Source organism: Pseudomonas mercuritolerans (genome assembly GCF_025706525.1).
Lineage (GTDB): Bacteria > Pseudomonadota > Gammaproteobacteria > Pseudomonadales > Pseudomonadaceae > Aquipseudomonas > Aquipseudomonas mercuritolerans.
In genome coordinates, this window is sequence record NZ_JAMSHA010000010.1 from 249,230 (window position 1) to 267,916 (window position 18,687).

Below are 18,687 nucleotides of genomic sequence, written 5' to 3' on the forward strand. Positions count from 1 at the left end.
AGAGATAAGGTGTGTCGCTAATGGATATGCCAAGTCGCGTTTTATGAAAATCACCCCCATCCATTTTCGCCATCGAAATTTCTTATAAACATTCGCGCCGACGATTGCAGCGCACGTTCGGTAACAAACAACTAGCTGAAGTCGAATAAAACGTCCTGAATACCGAGCCAGAACAATCCTTTCAGAACTTTTCCTACAAACCACTTAGTTCAAGTTTTTTCTTCTTACCCTCAGCAGAGAATATTCCTACACCTAAAATTCTTTGGACTAAGTTATGTTCGCCGCCACGACAACTCACAGCACTAACCGGCGAATAGATCATGAGTACAAGAGAACCAGACATACTCAAAAAGACTTGCGAAACGGCAGACACTTGGACTTTGGCTTATGCCAGCAGTCCTGCCCGGCAAATGACGCGGGAACAAATGGAGCGCCAACTGCACAAAGCTGACAAGACAGACGAGACAGATAAAACACGAAACAAGCGCGACCTGACAAAAATCGAGGCAACTTATAACAATCTGTTCAAAGAAAACTGGGGGGAGTTCTGCGCTCATGACGATATCGCTTCGATCGATTCTCCAGTTGCTTATCTGCGCGCGTTGTACTTGTTTGCCAAGCAATTCGACGCGAAAGCTAAACCCGGGCGAAAAATAACAGACCTTCGTCCGGATATCGCCGAGCAAAAGATAGATGCCAGCACTGTTTTTGAATCACTCTCGACATTGAAACTCGTCAACAATGTACTGGGCCGAAAAATAACAAACGATGCAAAAAACGTCAGCCGCAAGCAAGCATTGGAGATAATGTCGAAAAAGACTAAGCCCCTTTATTTCCCCTACCATCACGCTCACCAGCAATGTGTGGTAGCGCTCGCCGCGAAGAATCTGGGACTGGGCATTCTGGATTACAAATTGCGGTTTGAATGGCCACATTGCCATGTTGCGGATTCCGAAAACCTGAAGACAAAAGAGCTTTGCAAAGCCCAGCTAAAGATGTCGAATCTGAGCAACAGGCAAATCGAAGTCCTCACCGTCAAGCTCGCAGAATATATCGACCGGTCAGATATCCCGACAGGCACAGCAAACACTGTAGTCAACAGATCCGAAATAAACGACGGGCGTTACCCGCTGGACCTGTTCGCTTCTCAAACCCATTGCTCACCATCGGAAATCAAGCAGCTCCTGGACCTTCAAGTTAGCAAATCATACCCGTCACAAAATTCACATCCTGTCGTGGAAGATATAAAGGGTAGCGAACTGAAAAACATTTGTCTGGAACACGAAAATGCCAATGCACACTTGTTTACCGCCCTTGATCGCCTCCAGCGAATAATACGCTTGCATCGATGGAGCAAAATCTCGCTGGGGGATCTCGACACATTGGTCTGCAACGCAATTTCCAGCGATGGCAGTGATGGCAGTGATGGCAGTGATGAATTCATCAGTACGTCCACATTGCGCGCCCTGGGTGTTTATCAATATTTCAAACTACATTACGGGATTGAGGCCGAGGAATTCGCCGCGTTGCTGTATCGGTTACCTACCCACTCGGTCGACGGCCGCACGCCGTTGTCTGATCGTGTTTTGCGTCGCAATTCCCTGACGGCCAATTTGTTCCAACAAGAGGGGGGAGAGATGGAAGCAACTATCGCCTCTCTTGCCGAAGGAATGGATCTCGGGATTTCGTACCATTCGCTCAAGCAGATGGCGCAACTAAGCAAAACATATTCGAAAAACCTGCGTCAAAACTTGCAGACCGCTTCATCGCTTTATCGCCAGGCGCGCATCGCAAAGCTGTTTGGTTTGTCCCCGCTCGAATGCGTCGAGTTGGTCAATGTATTGGGAGGCGAAGCCTTCAAGGAATTGCTGGTATCCGGAAAATTAGGCAATGACAAACCGGACATTCTCCATTTGCTGATGGCACTGGACGGAGTAATGGCATGGTTGCGATCCGCCGGCCTGACTGCCGCGCAACTGTTACGCATGCTCGGGCAGCGCGTTCCTTTTGCGCGTGAAACGCTGCCCACGCATATCGCTGCGATAAGAGCCATGCGCGATGCCAGCGCTGAAGAACCACAAAGGCTTGCCGTGCAGCAAATGCTGCAGGACGTCGCCGGGCTTTCGGCGCAATACATTCCCTGCGTCATGAAAATGGTCAACACCAGCGAACAGGCGCTATGTACGCAAATCAGAGCCGGGGGAATCCTGCTGCTGAAACAATCATTGGCCGCCGCTGAAATCTGCCAGACATTAAACCTGAGCAGCGACGTATTGCTAAAGCTGTTGAATACGCCCCAGCTGCTGAAATCAGGCTGGAACAACGTATTTGCACTGGAAGACTTCTATTGCCTTGAACGCTTTGCCAATTACAGCCGAGGCAACGCGAGAGCAGGCGGAGATCTTCTAGGTTACTTAGACATCGCCTCCACCGATGAAAAAAACAAAGCCAATGAAGCGCTGAAAGACTTTCTTGATATCAAGTATTCGTTGAGCAGCCTAACCCAGACTTTATCCCGGGAGCGTGTTGAAAACATGCAGCAACTGGATTGGGTCACGCGTCACCTTGAAGTCTGCAAAAGCGCTGGGCTTGCATTGGAAAGCCTGCATGAAACGTTGGCTTTGGATAACGAAAGCTCAATGGACGAATGGAGCACCGTCGCAGCCAAACTTCTCCACGCCGCAAATGTTTAAGGAACTGAACATGAACACCCTGAATATGGAAAAGCAGTTGGAGGAAGGCCTGCGCGATGCTCAGGTAGCCTATTACCTTCATCTGAAAGACGGACCAACGAAAAACACTTCTGCTGAAACGCTTTACGATAACTTCCTGTTGGATCCATTCGTCGGTCACGATGTTTCGACGACGCCGGTAAGCTTCGCGATATCCAGTCTTCAACATTACATCGAACTGATCATGACTCGTCATTCCTCTGATCATTCGCCGACCGAGGAGCAGCGTTCCTCGTGGCAAAATATTTTGAGCCACTATTCCACTTGGGCAGCCCACCAGCAACTGATGTATTTCCCGTCGCTCTATCTCGACCCTGCATTGCGGATCGATAAAAGCGAAAATTTCTGCCAATTGGAAAACGACTTGACGCAGGGTCGGCTCGACGCTGCGACCGCGCATAAAGCGATACTGGGTTACCTCACGCGCTTTGAGGAAGTGGCGAACCTGAAAATCCTCAATGGTTATATTGATGGCGATGACGTCACTAACGGTGTTTGTTATCTGCTGGCCAAATCACGCACAGCTGATCGCTACTATTGGCGCTCGCTCGATATGTCGCAGCGACCTGAGAAGCTGATCGGCGAAGGGAAGAAAAAGCGCCAGCGTCCTGAACCTCAGGCCTGGAGCCAATGGAAAAAAGCCGATGTACCGATTTCACAGAACGCCATCGAACATACCATTCGGCCCGTCTGGTTCAACAATCGGTTATTCATATTCTGGGCAGAAAGTTACCGTCAGCACCCCGGCCAGCTTGCAGATCAAAGTGCAACGGGCAAGAGCAACCCGCAGCTGAAACTCAATTATGCATGGCGCAAAATCGACGGGAACTGGAGCCTGCCGGCAACCTGCCTTGAACGTTTTTTTGAGAGCATCTGGAACGCCCTAACACCAGAGCGATTCAATCAATACGTCGAAATCTACGCTTATGAGCTGAACGATAAGATCGCCATAGGAATTGCGTTGGGTGCGGAAAGCCTGACTGGCGATATCGATAAGAATTTTTCGGTTTCGATAACCGCTGGAACTACCGCAGAAAATGATGCAAAGGAGAACGGTGCAAAGGAGGATTATGTAAAGAAGCAATTGAAGCTTACGATCGACTTCCTTTCACTCCGAGAAGTCTTGATGGCGAAAAACCACAAGATCACTGACTGGAAGATTGCCACTAAAGAGTCGTCGCAGACTTTGCAGTACAAGCCCGACGCCAGCAAAACGTCTCCAGACGCTGATGACCAGATCAGCCTCAATACCGGTTTCGCCTCCGAGATGATCCGGCGCGCGGAGAACAGTCTGGACGAACTGTTCAACCTCGACTCACCGAAATCCGAGTTTTCCGCGCCGAGCTCATCCCCCACGCAGGCGCTGGATTTTCATGGCGCTTACGGCCAGTACTTCACAGAACTGTTTTTATACGTGCCATGGGTGGTCGCGACCCGATTGAATACCGAGCACCGTTACGAAGAGGCGATGACCTGGGTCAATTATCTCTTCGATCCTTGGGGGCAGGACAAGGCTAGCCAGCCACAGCACTGGAAGTCAGAACCCCTGAGTCCTGTCGAAGAGCCCTCCTATGCGCAGAACAATCCGTATGACCCGCATCAGATCGCGCTCAGCCATCGCGTGCATTTTCGCAAGGCCGTGTTTTTTCTTTATGTCGACATACTGCTCAATCGCGCTGACGAGGCTTATCGCCGCCTGACAACCGAGAGCCTTGACCAGGCGAAGTCACTCTATCTGCAAGCGCAACATCTGCTCGGTGCTCGGCCAGTGATCAACCGGCGTAACGCCCTCTGGCAAAGCATCACACTGGGCGAACTGGTGACCGATCAGCCTGAACAGGATCTTGGCGAGAACGACAAGATCTCGCCGAAACCCGGATTGCATATTCCCTTCCACCCGCAATTGCTCAAGCGCTGGGATCAGGTGGAAAGTCGCCTGTACAACTTGAGGCATGGTCTGGACATCGCCGGTAAACGCAAACCCGTTCGCGTGTACGAATCGCCTCAAGAGCCGCGCGCGCTGTTGCAGGCCGGCAACGTCGGTGGCGAGAGCGGTACGCGATCGTCTTTTGCCTCGACGCAGATCCCGCATTATCGCTTCAGTGTGATGCATGGGCAGGCGCTGAGCGCCGTTGATAGCCTGATCCAGTTCGGCATTACGCTGCTGTCGCTGATCGAGCGTCAGGAACAATCGCAACTCCAGGAGGTGCAGCAGCAGCAAGCCTGGGCACTGGCGTCGCTGTCGGTTGACTTGCAGACGCAGGCATTGCGCGCCGAGCAGCAGAATCACAAAGCGCTGCTGGTGGGCAAAACAATCGTGCAGCAGCGGTTTGAACATTTTGAAAGCTTGCTCAAACAGGACCTCAGTGTCGAGGAGGCCAGCGCCAGTCAGTTGTACTTGCGCAGCGGTGTAGCCGAACAGCTGGCGTTAGCCTCCCAGGTCGGTGCCGGCGCGTTGATGCTGGCGCCAAACACCTTCGGCCTCGCCAATGGCGGCATGCGCTGGGAAGGCGCGCTGCATGCCTTGACCGCACTCGCCCAAGGCGGAGCGGCCGCTGACCGAACCGCAGCCAGCCATCTGGATCGTACGGCGCAGTTCAGTAGACGACGTGAGGAATGGACGCTTGCGCGCGACCAGGCCGCACTGGAGTTGACCCAGATTGCCTCCCAGTTGACATCGATGGAAGAACAACAGAAAGCCGCAGAGTTATTGATTCGCCAGGCCCAGACAACATTGTCCCAAGCCAGGAGCAACCACGAGTTCCTCAGCAGGCGCTTCACCCAGGCGCAGTTGTATCAGTGGCTTGGTACGCAGCTTGCTCCTCTTTACAGCCAGGCCTACGACATGACACTGGCGCTGTGCCAGGACGCGCAGGCCGCGTGGCAATACGAGATTGCAGATTTCAACACAACGTTCCTGCCGCAAGGCACCTGGCAAAACAATCAGCGTGGGCTTGGAGCCGGAGAGCACCTGAAGCTGGCTTTGATGAAAATGCAGGCTGAATACTTGCGGCGCAATCACCGGGAACTGGAGATTCGCAAAACCGTGTCGTTGCATCAGCTCAAAACCGGGAAAAAAGAAGACTGGAACAGCGTCCTGAATACTTTCAAATCCACGGGCAAGTGCGATTTCGAACTCACAAAAGAGCTGTTCGAACAGGATTACAGGAATCACTATCTGCGTCGGATCAAAACCATCAGCGTTTCCTTCCCGGCAGTTCTCGCTCCGTACGAGAACGTCCGGGCGACCCTGATGCAACTCTCCAGCGAAGTCCAACTGACCTCAGCAACAGACTCCATCCTGAGAAACCAACGGGTCAACGAAATCATTGCGCTGTCGACCGGTGTTGACGATAACGGCCTGTTCACTCTCAATTTCAACGATGAGCGCTACCTGCCCTTCGAATTCACTGGCGCCATTTCCAGTTGGCGGCTGTGCCTGTCCGATAAGGATGGGCAAACGACTTTCATCGACTCGCTGACTGACGTGCTCATACACATCAACTACACGGCCAGGTCGGCAGGAGGCCAGCAGTGAGCCGCCCGGAGCCCTTGTCCATCAATATTCCCGCGTTGCCCAAGGGCGGTGGCGCCATTCAAAGCGTGGGTAAAGGCTGGGGGCCTGTCGGACCGACCGGCGCTTCCAGTTTCCAGCTGGGGTTGCCGATTTCGACGGGGCGCGGGTTTGACCCGTCCCTGACCCTGGGCTACTCGAGTTCGGCAGGCAACGGTGTGTTCGGCATCGGTTGGAGCCTGCCGACACCGGCGGTGACGCGCGTGACCGCCAAAGGCGTGCCGACCTACACCAGCAAGGACGAAATCGCCGGCCCCGACGGCGTCGAGTGGTATCCGGCAGAATCGAGCAAACAAGATCGGTACAACGACCTCGATCTAAAAAAAAGCTATGCGGTTACGCGCTATCTGGCTCGCGTGGAAAGCGCTTTCGACCGGATTGAACATTGGTCTGCCGACGATGACCGCGCCGGCTTCTGGCTGGTTCATGGTGCCGACGGAACCCTTCACCTGTTCGGCCGTCAGGCCATCGCACGACGGGCCGACCCTGCGGATCCACTGCGTGTCGGTGAATGGCTGTTGCAGGAAAGCGTCAACGCTTCAGGCGAGCACATTTTCTATGACTATCAGACCGACATTGAAGATGGAAAAACAACGGCACAGCGTTATCTGAGCCGTGTCTGCTATGGCAACGAGAAATCCCAGCAACACCTGTATCTGTGGCGTCCCAAGCGTCTGGAGGCCGTGCGCTGGCATTTTGAACTGATACTGGACTACGGAGGACGCCATACCGGGTATTCGCAAAAACCCGATTATGCCTCTGGCAATGCGGTCAATCGCGACGATCACGTTCTTGATTACGCGTACGGCTTTGAGTTGCGCACGAAGCGCTTGTGCCGGCAGATTCTGATGTTTCATTGGTTCCCCAACGAACTGGGTGAGGATCCGCAGTTGGTCCGGCGCTTGCTGCTCGACTACCGGCAGACCGAGGCGGGTTACCATTTGCTCTCGGCAGCTCATCAGCAGGCATTCGCTGACGGGCCGGCGCCCGAAAGTCATCCGCCTGTGGAGTTCACTTACAGCGAATTTGCACTGCGACCATCGCCCTCTGCCTGGGAGCCTTTCAGCCAGATGCCCAAAGTGGCCAGCCACCAGATGGAGTGGGTCGATCTGTATGGCGAAGGCCTGCCAGGGTTGCTCTACCAGCAGCATGATCATTGGCGCTACCGTGAGCCGCTGCGCGGCAAACCGAATAGCGAACAAGTCGTTTACGGCGAAGGGCAGCTTCTGCCCGCCATGCCTGTGTTGAACGGAACATCCCGGCAATCGCTGTCCGACCTGACCGGTGACGGACGCCTGGACTGGGTCATTGCGCAACCGGCCATGAGCGGTTTTTTCTCCATGGCGCCGAATCGCTCGTGGACCCGTTTCAGCACTTTCGATTCGTTTCCTCTGGACTTCTTCAACGACAAGGCACATCAAGCCGATCTGATGGGCGCAGGCTTGGCCGATCTGGCAGTGATCGGGCCACGCAGCATCCGGCTGTACGCCAACCAGCGCAGTGACGGGTTCGGCGCTGCCCATGAAGTCGCCCGCTCCGCTGACGAAGATAACCTTCCGGTTTTCAGCCATTCGAAGCAGGAGCTGGTCGCGTTCAGCGATTTGCTTGGCAGCGGCCAGCAGCATCTGGTACGCATCCGTCACAATGAAATCAAAGTGTGGCCAAACCTGGGCCGCGGACGTTTTGGCAAGGGTCGGGTTTTGCGTTGGCCGGGGCGTGCGCGGGAATCCTTCGACGCCTCGCGCATCCGTCTTGCGGATCTGGACGGTTCGGGCGCGGCAGATCTGATTTACCTGACAGCCGAACACGCGCTGATCTTCAGCAATCGCGCCGGCCACGGCTTCGATTCAGCAGTGACACTGGCCTGGCCCGAGAATTGGCGCTTCGATGATCTGTGCCGTGTCGATCTGGTGGACACCCGTGGTCTGGGCTGCTCCAGCCTGGTGATCCATGCGCCTGGCCATTCTCCACATCACTGGCGCTATGACTTCGTCCAGCACAAGCCCTACCTTCTGACCACTTCGAACAACAACATGGGACAGTCCACGAGCATCGCTTACCGCAGTTCCGCGCAGGAATGGCTGGACGAAAAAACCGAGCGCATGAAAGGGAACAAGGTCGACCTGACCTGCCACTTGCCCTTTGCCTTGCATCTGGTCAGGAGCCAGACGCAACGGGATGAAATCACTGAAAACCAGCTGACTCAACGTTTCAGCTACCGCCAGGGCTACTACGACAGCAAGGAGCGGCAACTGCGCGGATTCGGACTGCTGATCGAAAACAGCAGCGAAGCCTTGTCCGGCGCCGATCTCATGCCGCCAGGCAGGACCCGCCAATGGTTTCATACCGGCCAGCCAGGCGAGCCGTCGCGCCGCGGCTACGACGCGTCCGACAAAGACGCGCAGCGCTTGGGCAAAGTCTATGTGAGTCGGTATGAGGGAGAAGAAGAACTCGCCGTCGAAGCGAGCGATGAGGCTACCCGCCGGGCGATTGCCAGAGCCCTGTGCGGCCGCCTGCTGCGGCGCGAGGTCTTTGATCTCGGCGCCGGGTCGAAATCGCGCAAGCTGTTGCAGGTTGAAGAACACCGCTACCAAGTGCGCCTGCTGACCCCTCAAAAGGTTGCGCGAGACCACATCCGGGTACTGCCCCTGGAACTCGAATCGATCAGTTACAACTACGACGGCTTCGTTGCAGATCCGCAATGCGTGCACACGATCAATACCCGCCGGGACCGGTTCGGCGCCATAGAGCAGAGTTTCCAGATCCATTACGCCCGACGCCTGACCGCCAGTGACACCGCCCCCTTCGATCAAAGCCATGAATACCAATGGTGGAAAGATGCCCACGACCCGACGCAACAGCGCTTCTACATCAGTGAGAACCGTGCCCGATACATTCACCTCACCGACGCGCAGGGCTGGCGTCTCGGCCTGCCTTGGCGCCAGCGCAGCCAGGCATACGAAGCTGGCAAGCCAACGGCGGTCGATGGGCTGAAGCCAAGCGACATCAGTTACGAAAAGTTCGAGAAATGGCTCATCGGCTCTGGCGTTGCGAAGAAAGGCGTGTTGACCGGGTTGTCGGTACAACGCTATCAAAACGCCCGGACCGGCGTTGTATTGCCCGACGGCGTGGCTGAATTTGCCGGCATTGGCGCCTACGTCGAAACAGCTGAGTTTGATCAATCTGCTCTGCGCGCTTTCGACACGCTGGCGCCCGATCTCCAGCCAGACGACGCATTGATGACACGTTTTGGCTATGAGCGCATGACCGACTGGCTCGCGCCCGCCGGGACGCAAGACAGGTTCTGGTCGGTCAGGAGCGGTTTCGTGAACGTAGCCTCGGGAAAAGGCTTCCATAAACCCCAGTCCCTGCAAGCCACCGCACTCCAGGGTCGGGTGACCGTAGAGCATGATGCGTATCAATGCTGTGTGCTTGCCATTCGTCAGGAGGATGGCTGCACCACCCGGGCCAGTTACGATTATCGAGTGATGGCGCCAACGCAGATCACCGACGCCAATGGCAATATCAATGAAGTGCTGGTGAACCCTTTCGGTCAGGTAATTGCCAGCAGTGTGCATGGAACCGAGCAGGGCCGACCGGTCGGATTCGCCAGTTTGAGCAGCTACCGACGACCGGACGCGCTCACACCGTCGAGCGCCATTGCCGATCCGCAGGGCGCACTGCAGCAAGCTGCAAGCATTGCCGCCAGCGATGTGTTCAGCTGGATGGGCCGCATCGACGAAAACGCACGGCGCGACAGTGAATGGTTCAAGCGCTGCGTAGCACAGGGACTACTGTTGCCCGACGGCCACATCTGCACACGCGCCCGCGAACTGACCACCAGTGGCGCTCGGCTCAACGGTGATGGGCGACAGCTTGCAGCACTGATTGCGCAGGCACATCGCGAGCCCGTGCACACCGCCATGTTGAGTGCGGACCGTTATCCCGGCGATCAGCAGCAGATCCGCATTTCCCTGACGTGCCTTGATGGCTTCGGCCGGGAGCTGCAAAGCAAACAGAAGGTCGATCCGGGAATGGCCTACTTCGTCGGCGACGACAACCGGCTCGTCCTCGAGAACGATGTCGCGCAGGAACGCGCCACAACCACACGCTGGTGCGTCACCGGCAGGCAGGAATACAACTGCAAGGGCCTGCCAATCCGCATCTATCGACCGTATTTCGCCGATCGGCACTGCTACGTCAACGATACGTCGATGCGCACACTGGACCATTACGACCTTCAGCATTACGACGCACTGGGCCGGCCGACCAAAACACTTCTGGCAAAGCAGGGCGCGATTTCATACCTGCGTCGCCGCCGTTATCACCCTTGGTATTCAGTCATGGAAGACGAGAACGACACCCTTGAGGAAGTGCTGCTCGCCACCTCCAAAGGAGTGCAAGCATGAGCGCCCGCCTGCACAACAAGACACCTGACGTCAGCGTCGTCGACAGCCGTGGGCTGATGGTGCGCCACGTCGCTTATTACCGCAGCAGTGAGTCGCAGGTACCCGCAACTCCCAGGGTCACGCGGCAAGCCTACGACACTGCCGGGCGTCTGATCGAACAATGGGATGCCAGACAAGACGCACGAAAACTGACGCCTAATCGCACAATGTCGTACTCGCTGACCGGCACGCCACTGGGCGTTGTCTGCGTCGATTCCGGATGGAGTCTTTCGCTGGCTCAGGCCACCGGCCAGGCTGGCAGGCGTTGGGATCAACACGGCCACGTCTGGAACATGGAATATGATCGGCAGTTACGCCCTGTGAGGGTCGATGAACAATCGCCCGGTCAAGCCATGCGCGTTGCCGAACGCTTCACCTATGGTGACAGTTCTGCCGACTCCGCACAGCGCAATTGCTGCGGCCGGCTGGTGCGTCACGATGACAGTGCGGGCACGCTGTCGAGCAATGCCTACGCGCTGTGCGCAGAACCGTCCGACCAGACACGGCAACTGTTGATCGCTGCACAATTGCCCGATTGGCCAGACACCGTCGAACAACGTGACGCCCTGCTTGAGGATCGACGCCACACCACACGCTGGGAGTACGACAGCAGCGGTACCACGCTCAAACAGACCGATGCGAAAGGCCACAGCCAACGCTACAGCTTCAATGTCGCAGGGCAGCTCAAAACGCTGCATCTGAAAGTCGCCGACCAGCCCGTCGAACGCGTGATCATCAGCGACATCGAGTACAACGCGTTCGGGCAGATCCAGTCCCAACGGGCGGCAAACGGCGTGATCAATCGCGCGAAGTACGATATGGCCAGCGGTCGCCTCTGTGAGCTGAGTGCCTCGAAGGCTGGCCGGCTCCTGCAGGATTTGCAGTATGTCTTCGACGCAGTGGGCAACGTCTTGTCCATCACCGACAAGGCACAGCCCGCCAGCTTCGCGAACAATCAACAGGTACAGGCCGTCAGCCGCTTCACTTATGACAGCCTTTACCAATTGACCAGCGCCACCGGCCGCGAGGCACAGGCAGCAATCACCCAGCCGAAACTGGTGCCCGCAGCCAGCATGACCATCGGGGTCGGAGAGCTGTTCAACTACACCCAGCATTTTGCTTACGACACGGGCAGCAACCTGACGACGTTGCGCCATGTTCGCGATGGCAATCAATACACGAGAACCCTGAACATTGCCCAAGACAGCAATCGTCTTGTTGCCTGGAACCAGGGCGACCCGGCCACCGACACGGTCATGAACTCGGATGTCCATGGAAATCTGCTGACCTTGCAGCCTGGTCAGCCGCTGCAATGGAATGCCTTGGGCCAATTGGCAGGCGTGACACTGGTCAGCCGTGCCAACGGCGTCAATGACGAGGAACGCTACACCTATGACTGCAGCGGCCAGCGAGTGCGCAAATCCCGCACGTTTCACGGCGGAACGCTTACCCATCGCGATGAGGTGGTTTATCTGCCGGGACTGGAGTTGCGTTCACAGAACAAACAGCGCCTGGAAGTCATTACTCTGCAGGCCGGTCGTTGCAGCATCCGTTATCTGCACTGGACCGAGGGCAAGCCTGCAGCCATGAGCCCGCGCCAGCAACTGCGCTATAGCCTGGACGAACCCTGTGGATCCTGCATGCTGGAGCTTGATGACGACGCAAATCTGATCAGCCAGGAAGCTTATTACCCTTTTGGAGGTACCGCCTGGAGCGCCGCGCGGTCAGTCATCGAGGCGCAATACACAACGGTGCGCCACTCGGGCAAGGAACGTGACAGCAGCGGTCTTTATTACTACGGACACCGCTACTACGCCCCTTGGTTGCAACGCTGGATCAGTGCGGACCCGGCCGGAACCGTCGACGGCTTGAACCTGTTTTGCATGGTGGGCAACAACCCGATCAGGTACAGCGATCACGGCGGCCTGCAGAAGTACGAATCGTTGAACCATCTGGACATTCCCGCCAGCGCGATCGAACGAGCCCCTCTCGCTCATTTGGTCGATCAACCGAACACTTCCTACGGCAGGTTCTCGGCAAAAACCCGGTGGTTGACCGGTACGCAAGCCGAAAATGCCCCGCCCGAGCCGAAGGCCAAGGCCAAATCCAGAAAAAAAGCGCATAAGCGATCCGAGTCCGACCCTGGCCCGCCCAGCGGAAAAAACCTGAAAAAATACATCGCACATGCCAGTTACGTCATGCGCGGCGCTTCTTCGGAAATGGCTACTTTTCATAATTTTCAAGGCAGCCCATCGGGAAACAATGTTTTTCCGGGCATTACCTCAATGCCGACAAAAATCCCCCAGAATCTGCAGATTCCGACGTTTGAAGGCGTTCGCAAGGATCCGCAATCGAGGAAAGACAATGACTTTCTGCCCACGGGTGATCTGGGTTCGTATTCGGTGACGGCGAGGAAACAGTTCAAGTCGGCCCTGCGTGAAGAGTACAAACGCAACGGGGTGATTCTGCATCCGGAAACAATGAAACTGATCATGAATCATGTTCGGGCACATCCCGAAATCCCGATCCGCGCAGGCGTTGCCGGCTTGCATGCTGACGTGCAGACCGTCAACGACATTGCCAATAAATTGCCTCTCAGGGACGGAAAGTTCGATTCGTCGGGCTTCAAACGAGCGCTGTCGGACAGCGTCGTTTTTGTCCAGAAACTGACTAACCCTGGACTCAATCAGGATTTCCCGGCTTGTGGCAACTGCACTGGCATCATCCCTGACATTGTCACTGTTGCCACCGGCATCCTGCCGTTAGGGCGCCACACCGGGACCTCTCGCCGAAGGCATATTTCCGGTTAATCGGAGAACGCCCTGTACCGGCTCAGACAATGGCGCAGGGCTTGGCAGCATCGGGCAGATTCGTCTGCCCGATGCCCCTTGCAGCATCGGAAGATGCCGCTCACACCATTTCTCGACGAATCCATTCCACCACCGACGTACGCTTCGGCACCCAGCCCAGCAGTTCGCGGGCATGTTTGCCGCGTACCCGGCTGTTCGAGCCGAGGCCGTAGTTGGCCATTTCATAGCCCCATTCGGCTTCGGCGTCTTGCAATGGCCAGTCTTGCGGTTTGCCCAGATTGAGGGCTTCGGCCATGGCGGTGGTCATGTCGATGAACGAGGCTTCACCGCTTTCAACAAAGTAGAACGTGCCCGGCACATTCCTGGTCAACGCCAGCAGATACAGGGCGACGACGTCTTCGATGTGCACGTTGGACCAGATGTTCTGGCCGCTGCCGACGTGACGCACCACGCCGCTTTTACGCGCCTGCTTGAGCAGTCGCGGCAGTTGCACGCTGTCGCGTTTCACTCCCAGGCTGTGGCCGTAGATCAGCGTGTTGCAGACCACCGCCGAGTTCACGCCATCCTGCGCCGCCGCGAGCACCAGATTGTCGATGGCAACGCGGTCGGCTTTATCGACGGTCGGTTCCGGCAGGTTGTCTTCGTAGTAAATGACGTCGCTGGATTTGCCGCCGGAAGCATCGCCGACAATGCTCGAACCGCTGGTGTGCAGAAAGACTTTGTTCGAGCCACGCAAAGCACCGAGCAACGCCTCCACTGCGCCGCGATGATCGCTGCTGGCAGCGTTGATGACGGCATCGGCAGCACGGGCCTGTTGCGCCAGCAACTGGCTGTCATCAAGGGTGCCGATTACCGCGTTCATGCCCAATGCTTTCAGCTCATCAGCCTGCTCGGCGCTGCGCACCAGGCCGGTGACGTTGTGCCCGGCCTGCACCAGGCCGGTGGCGATGGAACCGCCGATAAAACCGGCCGCGCCGGTAACGAATACGTTCATGGAGTAACTCCCTGCGTGAATAAGTGATGCAGCGAGTATCGGCCGATGAAACCCGGCGAAAAACCCGCACTCAGCCAATTCACTCTTGCGCAGGGATCACGAATCAGCCTTTGAATTCGGCGCTGGCGTAGGCGGCGAGTTTGCCCTGGATAAAGTCGAGGAAACACTGGATGCGCAACGCCAGTTGCGAGTTGCGGTAGTACACCGCATTGATCGGCTGGCGGTAGCCGCTGTTGAATTCGCCGAGCAGGACTTTTAAGCGCCCGGCGCGGATGTCGTTGATGGTCATGAAGTGCGACAGGCAGGCAATGCCCTGCCCTTCCAGCGCCAGATGGCGAACGGTCTCACCGCTGGAAGCGCTGATCGCCGGGTTGATCGGCCAGCGGTCGCCGTGCACATAGCGCAGCGGCCATTGGTTGAGGCCTTCGTTGTGGGTGAAGCCGAGCAGCGTGTGTTCGCTCAGGTCTGCGACCTGCCGGGGAGCGCCGTGTTTTTTCAGGTAAGCAGGGCTGGCAACGATCATCAACGGACTGCAACCGAGCGAACGCGCATGCAGCGTCGAGTCGGCGAGGGTGCCGATGCGGATGGCGACGTCGGTGCTTTGTTCCAGCAGGTCAATGATCAGGTCGTTGCTGTTGAGTTCGAGCTGAATGTCCGGATAGAGCTGCCGGAATTCGTCGATGTAGGGAACGATGGCGTGGAGCATGAACGGCGAGGCGGCGTTGATGCGCAGGCGCCCGGAGGGAGTTTGCTGGCGCGAAGACAGACGCTCTTCGAGTTGATCCATCTGGTCGAGAATCAGCTTGGCCTGTTCGAAGAAATACTTGCCCTCCTCGGTCAGGTCCATGCGTCGCGTGGTGCGGTTGATCAGCGTGGTGTCGAGCTTGGCTTCGAGCTTCGACAGCGTGCGACTGACGGCCGACGGCGTCTGGCCGACCTGCTCGGCGGCGGCGGAAATCGAACCGCACTCGATCACGCAGACGAAAATCTGCAACTCATCGGATCTGGCTTTCACGGGTTCCCTCTTTGAAATCGCCAAGATCGCAGCCAGTCGCCATGCGCACTGTAGGAGCTGCCGCAGGCTGCGATCTTTTGCTATGACCCCGATATTAGCCTGAAAGCCTCAAGCCTTGAGACCAAACACCTCAGTCAGATGCTGCTCATAGCGCACCACATCATTCTCGATATTCGGACGCTTCATCACGTCAACGCAGAGGAAGGTCGGCAGCGCGGTCATGCCGAGAAATTCGTTGGCCTTGTGGAACGGGAAGTACACCGCGTCCACGCCTTTGGCTTCGAAGAAATCCGTCGGATCATCGAAGGCTTGCTGCGGTGCGTTCCAGGTCAGCGACAGCATGTATTGCTTGCCCTGAATCAGACCGCCGCTGCCGTACTTCTGCGAGGCATCGGACCGAGTGCGGCCGTCACTGGCGTAGAGGCTGCCATGGCCTTCGGTGAAGACTTCGTCGATGTACTTTTTCACCGTCCACGGCGCGCCCATCCACCAGCCCGGCATCTGATAAATGATCACGTCGGCCCAGAGGAATTTCGCCACTTCTTCGGCAACGTCATAGCCCTCGTCGATAAACGTGGTCTTGACGTCGACACCGCCGCGATCGAGCACGCTCAGCGCGGTTTCGTGCAGGGTAGTGTTATAGCGGCCATCGGAGTGGGCGAATTTTTTACCGCCATTGAGCAACAGCACTTTCTTCATCGGAAAACCTCGGCGCAGCCTTCAAGGCTGGATTGAAACAGGAATTGGAATGGCCGCAGATTAACCATCGATCTCGCGCGGAAACAGCCACGTCGACGCAAAATACATTTGATCAAAACGCACGAATCGATCGCCAATTGTTGCCGTAGCATTCAGCGCTTTCTGCATTCGAGGAAGTTGTGATGAATGAACGCCAGGGTTTCATCCTGCACGCCAAGACCCGCCCGGAAAAAGCCGCCGAATTCGAAGCGCTGTTCCGTGCTTACGTGGAGCCGAGCCGCGCCGAACCGGGCTGCATCGAGTACCACATGCTGCGCGACCAGCAGGATCCGACGCTGTTTATCTTCTACGAAATCTGGGCCAGCCAGGCGCATCTGGATGAGCACTCGGCATTGCCGCACATGAAAGCGTTTTTCGCCAGGCGCATGGACTATCTGGAGCGCGATTTCGATATCCGCGCGATCGACATGCTCAGCGAATCGTCGGCTAGCCGCTGATCAGCAAATGGGCGCCGAGCGCGCCCAGTCCGATAAAGAACACTCGCTTGAACAGCACCGCACTGATGCGCTGACGCAACCATTGGCCAAGCCACATGCCGAGCATGGCCGGGATCAGCGCCAGCAGCGAGGCACTCAATTCGCCACCGCCGAGTGCGCCGTGCCAGAACAGCCCGAGCGCCAGCGCCAGGGTCGAAACAGTGAAGGACAGGCCGAGTGCCTGCACCAATTCATCGCGGCTCATCCCCAACGCTTGCAGGTACGGCACCGCTGGAATCACGAAGACGCCGGTGGCTGAGGTGATGACGCCGGTGATCAGGCCACACAGCGGGCCGAGCCAGCGCTCATGACGCAGGTTGACGTGCAAAGTCGGCAGAAACAATCCGCTCAATGCATACAGCAACAGCGCCGCACCAAGTCCGCGCACCACCCAATGTCCGCCGGACAGGCCGAGCCAGAGGGTGCCGATGCCGGTACCGAGGAAGATCAGCAGCAGCATCGGCCAGAGGCGTTTGATCAAGCTTTCCAAGTGGCCACCGAAGGCCAGTTGCCAGAGGTTGGTGAGGGTCGCGGGGACGATCAACATCGCGGCTGCCTGCGCCGGCGCCATAGCCAGACCGAGCAAGCCCATGGCGACAGTGGGCAGGCCGAGGCCGATCACGCCTTTGACCGTGCCGGCGAGCAAGAAGGTGGCGATGACCAGCAGGGACAGGGTCAGGCCGAGGGATTGGTAAAAGTCGGTTAGTGTGTGCATTGGGGTAATGTGCACTGATCCGGGCTGGGGGAAAATCTGCCATATACTGAGGCAGCCTCTTCCTTTGCAAGAGGCTGACATCGGCGTTGAGGCATCTGGCCTCTTCGCGAGCAGGCTCGCACCCACACGGGATCTGCGCTGTACATAAGTCCCTGTGGGAGCGAGCCTGCTCGCGAAAGGGCCAGCCCAGCCACCGCGAAACCACAGGCAAACTCCATGCACTTCGACCTCACCGACCTGCGCCTCTACCTGCACATTCTCGACACCGGCAACATCACCGCCGGCGCCGCCCGCAGCCACTTATCCCTCGCCGCCGCCAGCGCTCGAATCCGCGCGATGGAAGCCTCGCTGGGCGCCGAATTCCTCGAGCGCGGCCGCCGTGGCGTCACCCCGACGCCTGCCGGCAAGGCCCTCGCCCGGCATGCGCGCATCCTTCTGCAACAGGCCGAACGCATGCAGCAGGACCTTGCCGATTACGCGCAAGGCGTGAAAGGTCAGGTGCGACTGTTGTGCAACACCACGGCGATCACCGAGTACCTGCCGGAAGTGCTCGCCGATTTCCTGCGCAGCCATCCCAACCTCGATATCGATCTAACGGAACTGCCGAGCGCGCGGATCACCCATGCCTTGCGTGAAGGCGCAGCGGACTTGGGCATCGTCTCCGACGCGGTCGACACCAACGGCTTACAGACTCAAGCGTTTCGCGACGATCCGCTGGTGCTGATTCTGCCGCTCGATCATCCGTTGTCTGACGCCGCCGAGGTCAGTTTCAGCGACGCGTTGCAGCACGACTTTGTCGGACTCAGCGCCGACAGCGCATTGGCGATCTATCTGGAAGAACAGGCGCTGCACAGCGGCGCACGAATGCAGGTGCGCATTCGCGCCGATGGCTTCGATGGGGCGATGCGCATGGTCGCCCGAGGTGCCGGCCTGGCCATCGTGCCGTTGGCCGCTGTCCAACGCGCGATGCTCGAGCAGTTCAAGTGCGTGACTCTGAATGAGCCGTGGGCGCGCCGCGCGTTATTGCTCTGCGCGAGAGACTTCGCCGCGCTGCCGGGTTATGCCCAGGCGTTGTTACAAGCGCTCACCGCTGCGCGCGTTTCTGAGCACTCCGATGTCGACCCCAGACAACTGAACGACATCCGGGCGCTATAGGGTGCGGCT

10 protein-coding genes are annotated in these 18,687 nt (G+C 57.4%); 6 read left to right on the top strand and 4 right to left on the bottom strand.

Annotated elements, in window-relative coordinates:
* Positions 1 to 320 precede the first annotated feature (320 nt).
* Genes ND528_RS25520 through ND528_RS25535 form a run of 4 tightly spaced genes read left to right on the top strand, consistent with a single transcriptional unit; the run spans position 321 to position 13,564 of the window.
* Positions 321 to 2,693, top strand: coding sequence for a Tc toxin subunit A (locus tag ND528_RS25520; protein WP_263471478.1), 2,373 nt, complete (start codon positions 321 to 323; stop codon positions 2,691 to 2,693).
* A gap of 10 nt (positions 2,694 to 2,703) precedes the next feature.
* Complete coding sequence (locus ND528_RS25525) at positions 2,704 to 6,270, top strand: Tc toxin subunit A-related protein (RefSeq protein WP_263471479.1); 3,567 nt, start codon at positions 2,704 to 2,706, stop codon at positions 6,268 to 6,270.
* Positions 6,267 to 10,715, top strand: coding sequence for a SpvB/TcaC N-terminal domain-containing protein (locus ND528_RS25530; protein WP_263471480.1), 4,449 nt, complete (start codon positions 6,267 to 6,269; stop codon positions 10,713 to 10,715). The genes ND528_RS25525 and ND528_RS25530 overlap by 4 nt, the downstream gene beginning before the upstream one ends.
* Positions 10,712 to 13,564, top strand: a complete 2,853-nt coding sequence (locus ND528_RS25535; protein ID WP_263471481.1) for an RHS repeat-associated core domain-containing protein — start codon at positions 10,712 to 10,714, stop codon at positions 13,562 to 13,564. Before ND528_RS25530 ends, ND528_RS25535 begins: the two co-directional genes overlap by 4 nt.
* A gap of 100 nt (positions 13,565 to 13,664) precedes the next feature.
* Here the strand turns inward: ND528_RS25535 and ND528_RS25540 are convergent, their stop codons facing one another.
* The 3 genes from ND528_RS25540 to ND528_RS25550 form a co-directional block, all read right to left on the bottom strand.
* Complete coding sequence (locus tag ND528_RS25540; protein ID WP_263471482.1) at positions 13,665 to 14,558, bottom strand: NAD-dependent epimerase/dehydratase family protein; 894 nt, start codon at positions 14,556 to 14,558, stop codon at positions 13,665 to 13,667.
* A 103-nt stretch (positions 14,559 to 14,661) separates the two neighbouring features.
* On the bottom strand, positions 14,662 to 15,573 hold the full coding sequence (locus ND528_RS25545; protein ID WP_263471483.1) for a LysR family transcriptional regulator: 912 nt from the start codon (positions 15,571 to 15,573) through the stop codon (positions 14,662 to 14,664).
* A gap of 108 nt (positions 15,574 to 15,681) precedes the next feature.
* Entirely contained in the window at positions 15,682 to 16,272 is a 591-nt protein-coding gene (locus tag ND528_RS25550; RefSeq protein WP_042608814.1) for an NAD(P)H-dependent oxidoreductase, read from the bottom strand.
* A 182-nt stretch (positions 16,273 to 16,454) separates the two neighbouring features.
* Here ND528_RS25550 and ND528_RS25555 point away from each other — a divergent pair, with 182 nt between their 5' ends.
* Positions 16,455 to 16,769, top strand: a complete 315-nt coding sequence (locus ND528_RS25555) for a putative quinol monooxygenase (protein ID WP_130000080.1) — start codon at positions 16,455 to 16,457, stop codon at positions 16,767 to 16,769.
* On the opposite strand, the gene ND528_RS25560 is transcribed toward ND528_RS25555, so the two are convergent.
* Positions 16,759 to 17,523 (bottom strand): sulfite exporter TauE/SafE family protein, encoded by a 765-nt coding sequence (locus tag ND528_RS25560; protein WP_263471484.1) that lies wholly within the window; start codon positions 17,521 to 17,523, stop codon positions 16,759 to 16,761. The genes ND528_RS25555 and ND528_RS25560 overlap by 11 nt on opposite strands.
* 216 nt (positions 17,524 to 17,739) lie before the next feature.
* Between ND528_RS25560 and ND528_RS25565 the strand changes: the two genes are divergently transcribed.
* Positions 17,740 to 18,678 carry a LysR family transcriptional regulator gene (locus tag ND528_RS25565; RefSeq protein WP_263471485.1) on the top strand — a complete coding sequence of 313 codons (939 nt, stop codon included), beginning with the start codon at positions 17,740 to 17,742 and terminating at the stop codon, positions 18,676 to 18,678.
* The last annotated feature ends 9 nt before the right edge of the window (positions 18,679 to 18,687 follow it).

Excerpts from the sequence above, each read along its gene's own strand:
- ND528_RS25540 (WP_263471482.1), bottom strand. The coding sequence starts at position 14,558 with ATGAACGTATTCGTTACCGGCGCGGCCGGTTTTATCGGCGGTTCCATC.
- ND528_RS25560 (WP_263471484.1), bottom strand. The coding sequence starts at position 17,523 with ATGCACACACTAACCGACTTTTACCAATCCCTCGGCCTGACCCTGTCC.
- ND528_RS25555 (WP_130000080.1), top strand. The coding sequence starts at position 16,455 with ATGAATGAACGCCAGGGTTTCATCCTGCACGCCAAGACCCGCCCGGAA.
- ND528_RS25520 (WP_263471478.1), top strand. The coding sequence starts at position 321 with ATGAGTACAAGAGAACCAGACATACTCAAAAAGACTTGCGAAACGGCA.
- ND528_RS25535 (WP_263471481.1), top strand. The coding sequence starts at position 10,712 with ATGAGCGCCCGCCTGCACAACAAGACACCTGACGTCAGCGTCGTCGAC.
- ND528_RS25525 (WP_263471479.1), top strand. The coding sequence starts at position 2,704 with ATGAACACCCTGAATATGGAAAAGCAGTTGGAGGAAGGCCTGCGCGAT.
- ND528_RS25550 (WP_042608814.1), bottom strand. The coding sequence starts at position 16,272 with ATGAAGAAAGTGCTGTTGCTCAATGGCGGTAAAAAATTCGCCCACTCC.
- ND528_RS25565 (WP_263471485.1), top strand. The coding sequence starts at position 17,740 with ATGCACTTCGACCTCACCGACCTGCGCCTCTACCTGCACATTCTCGAC.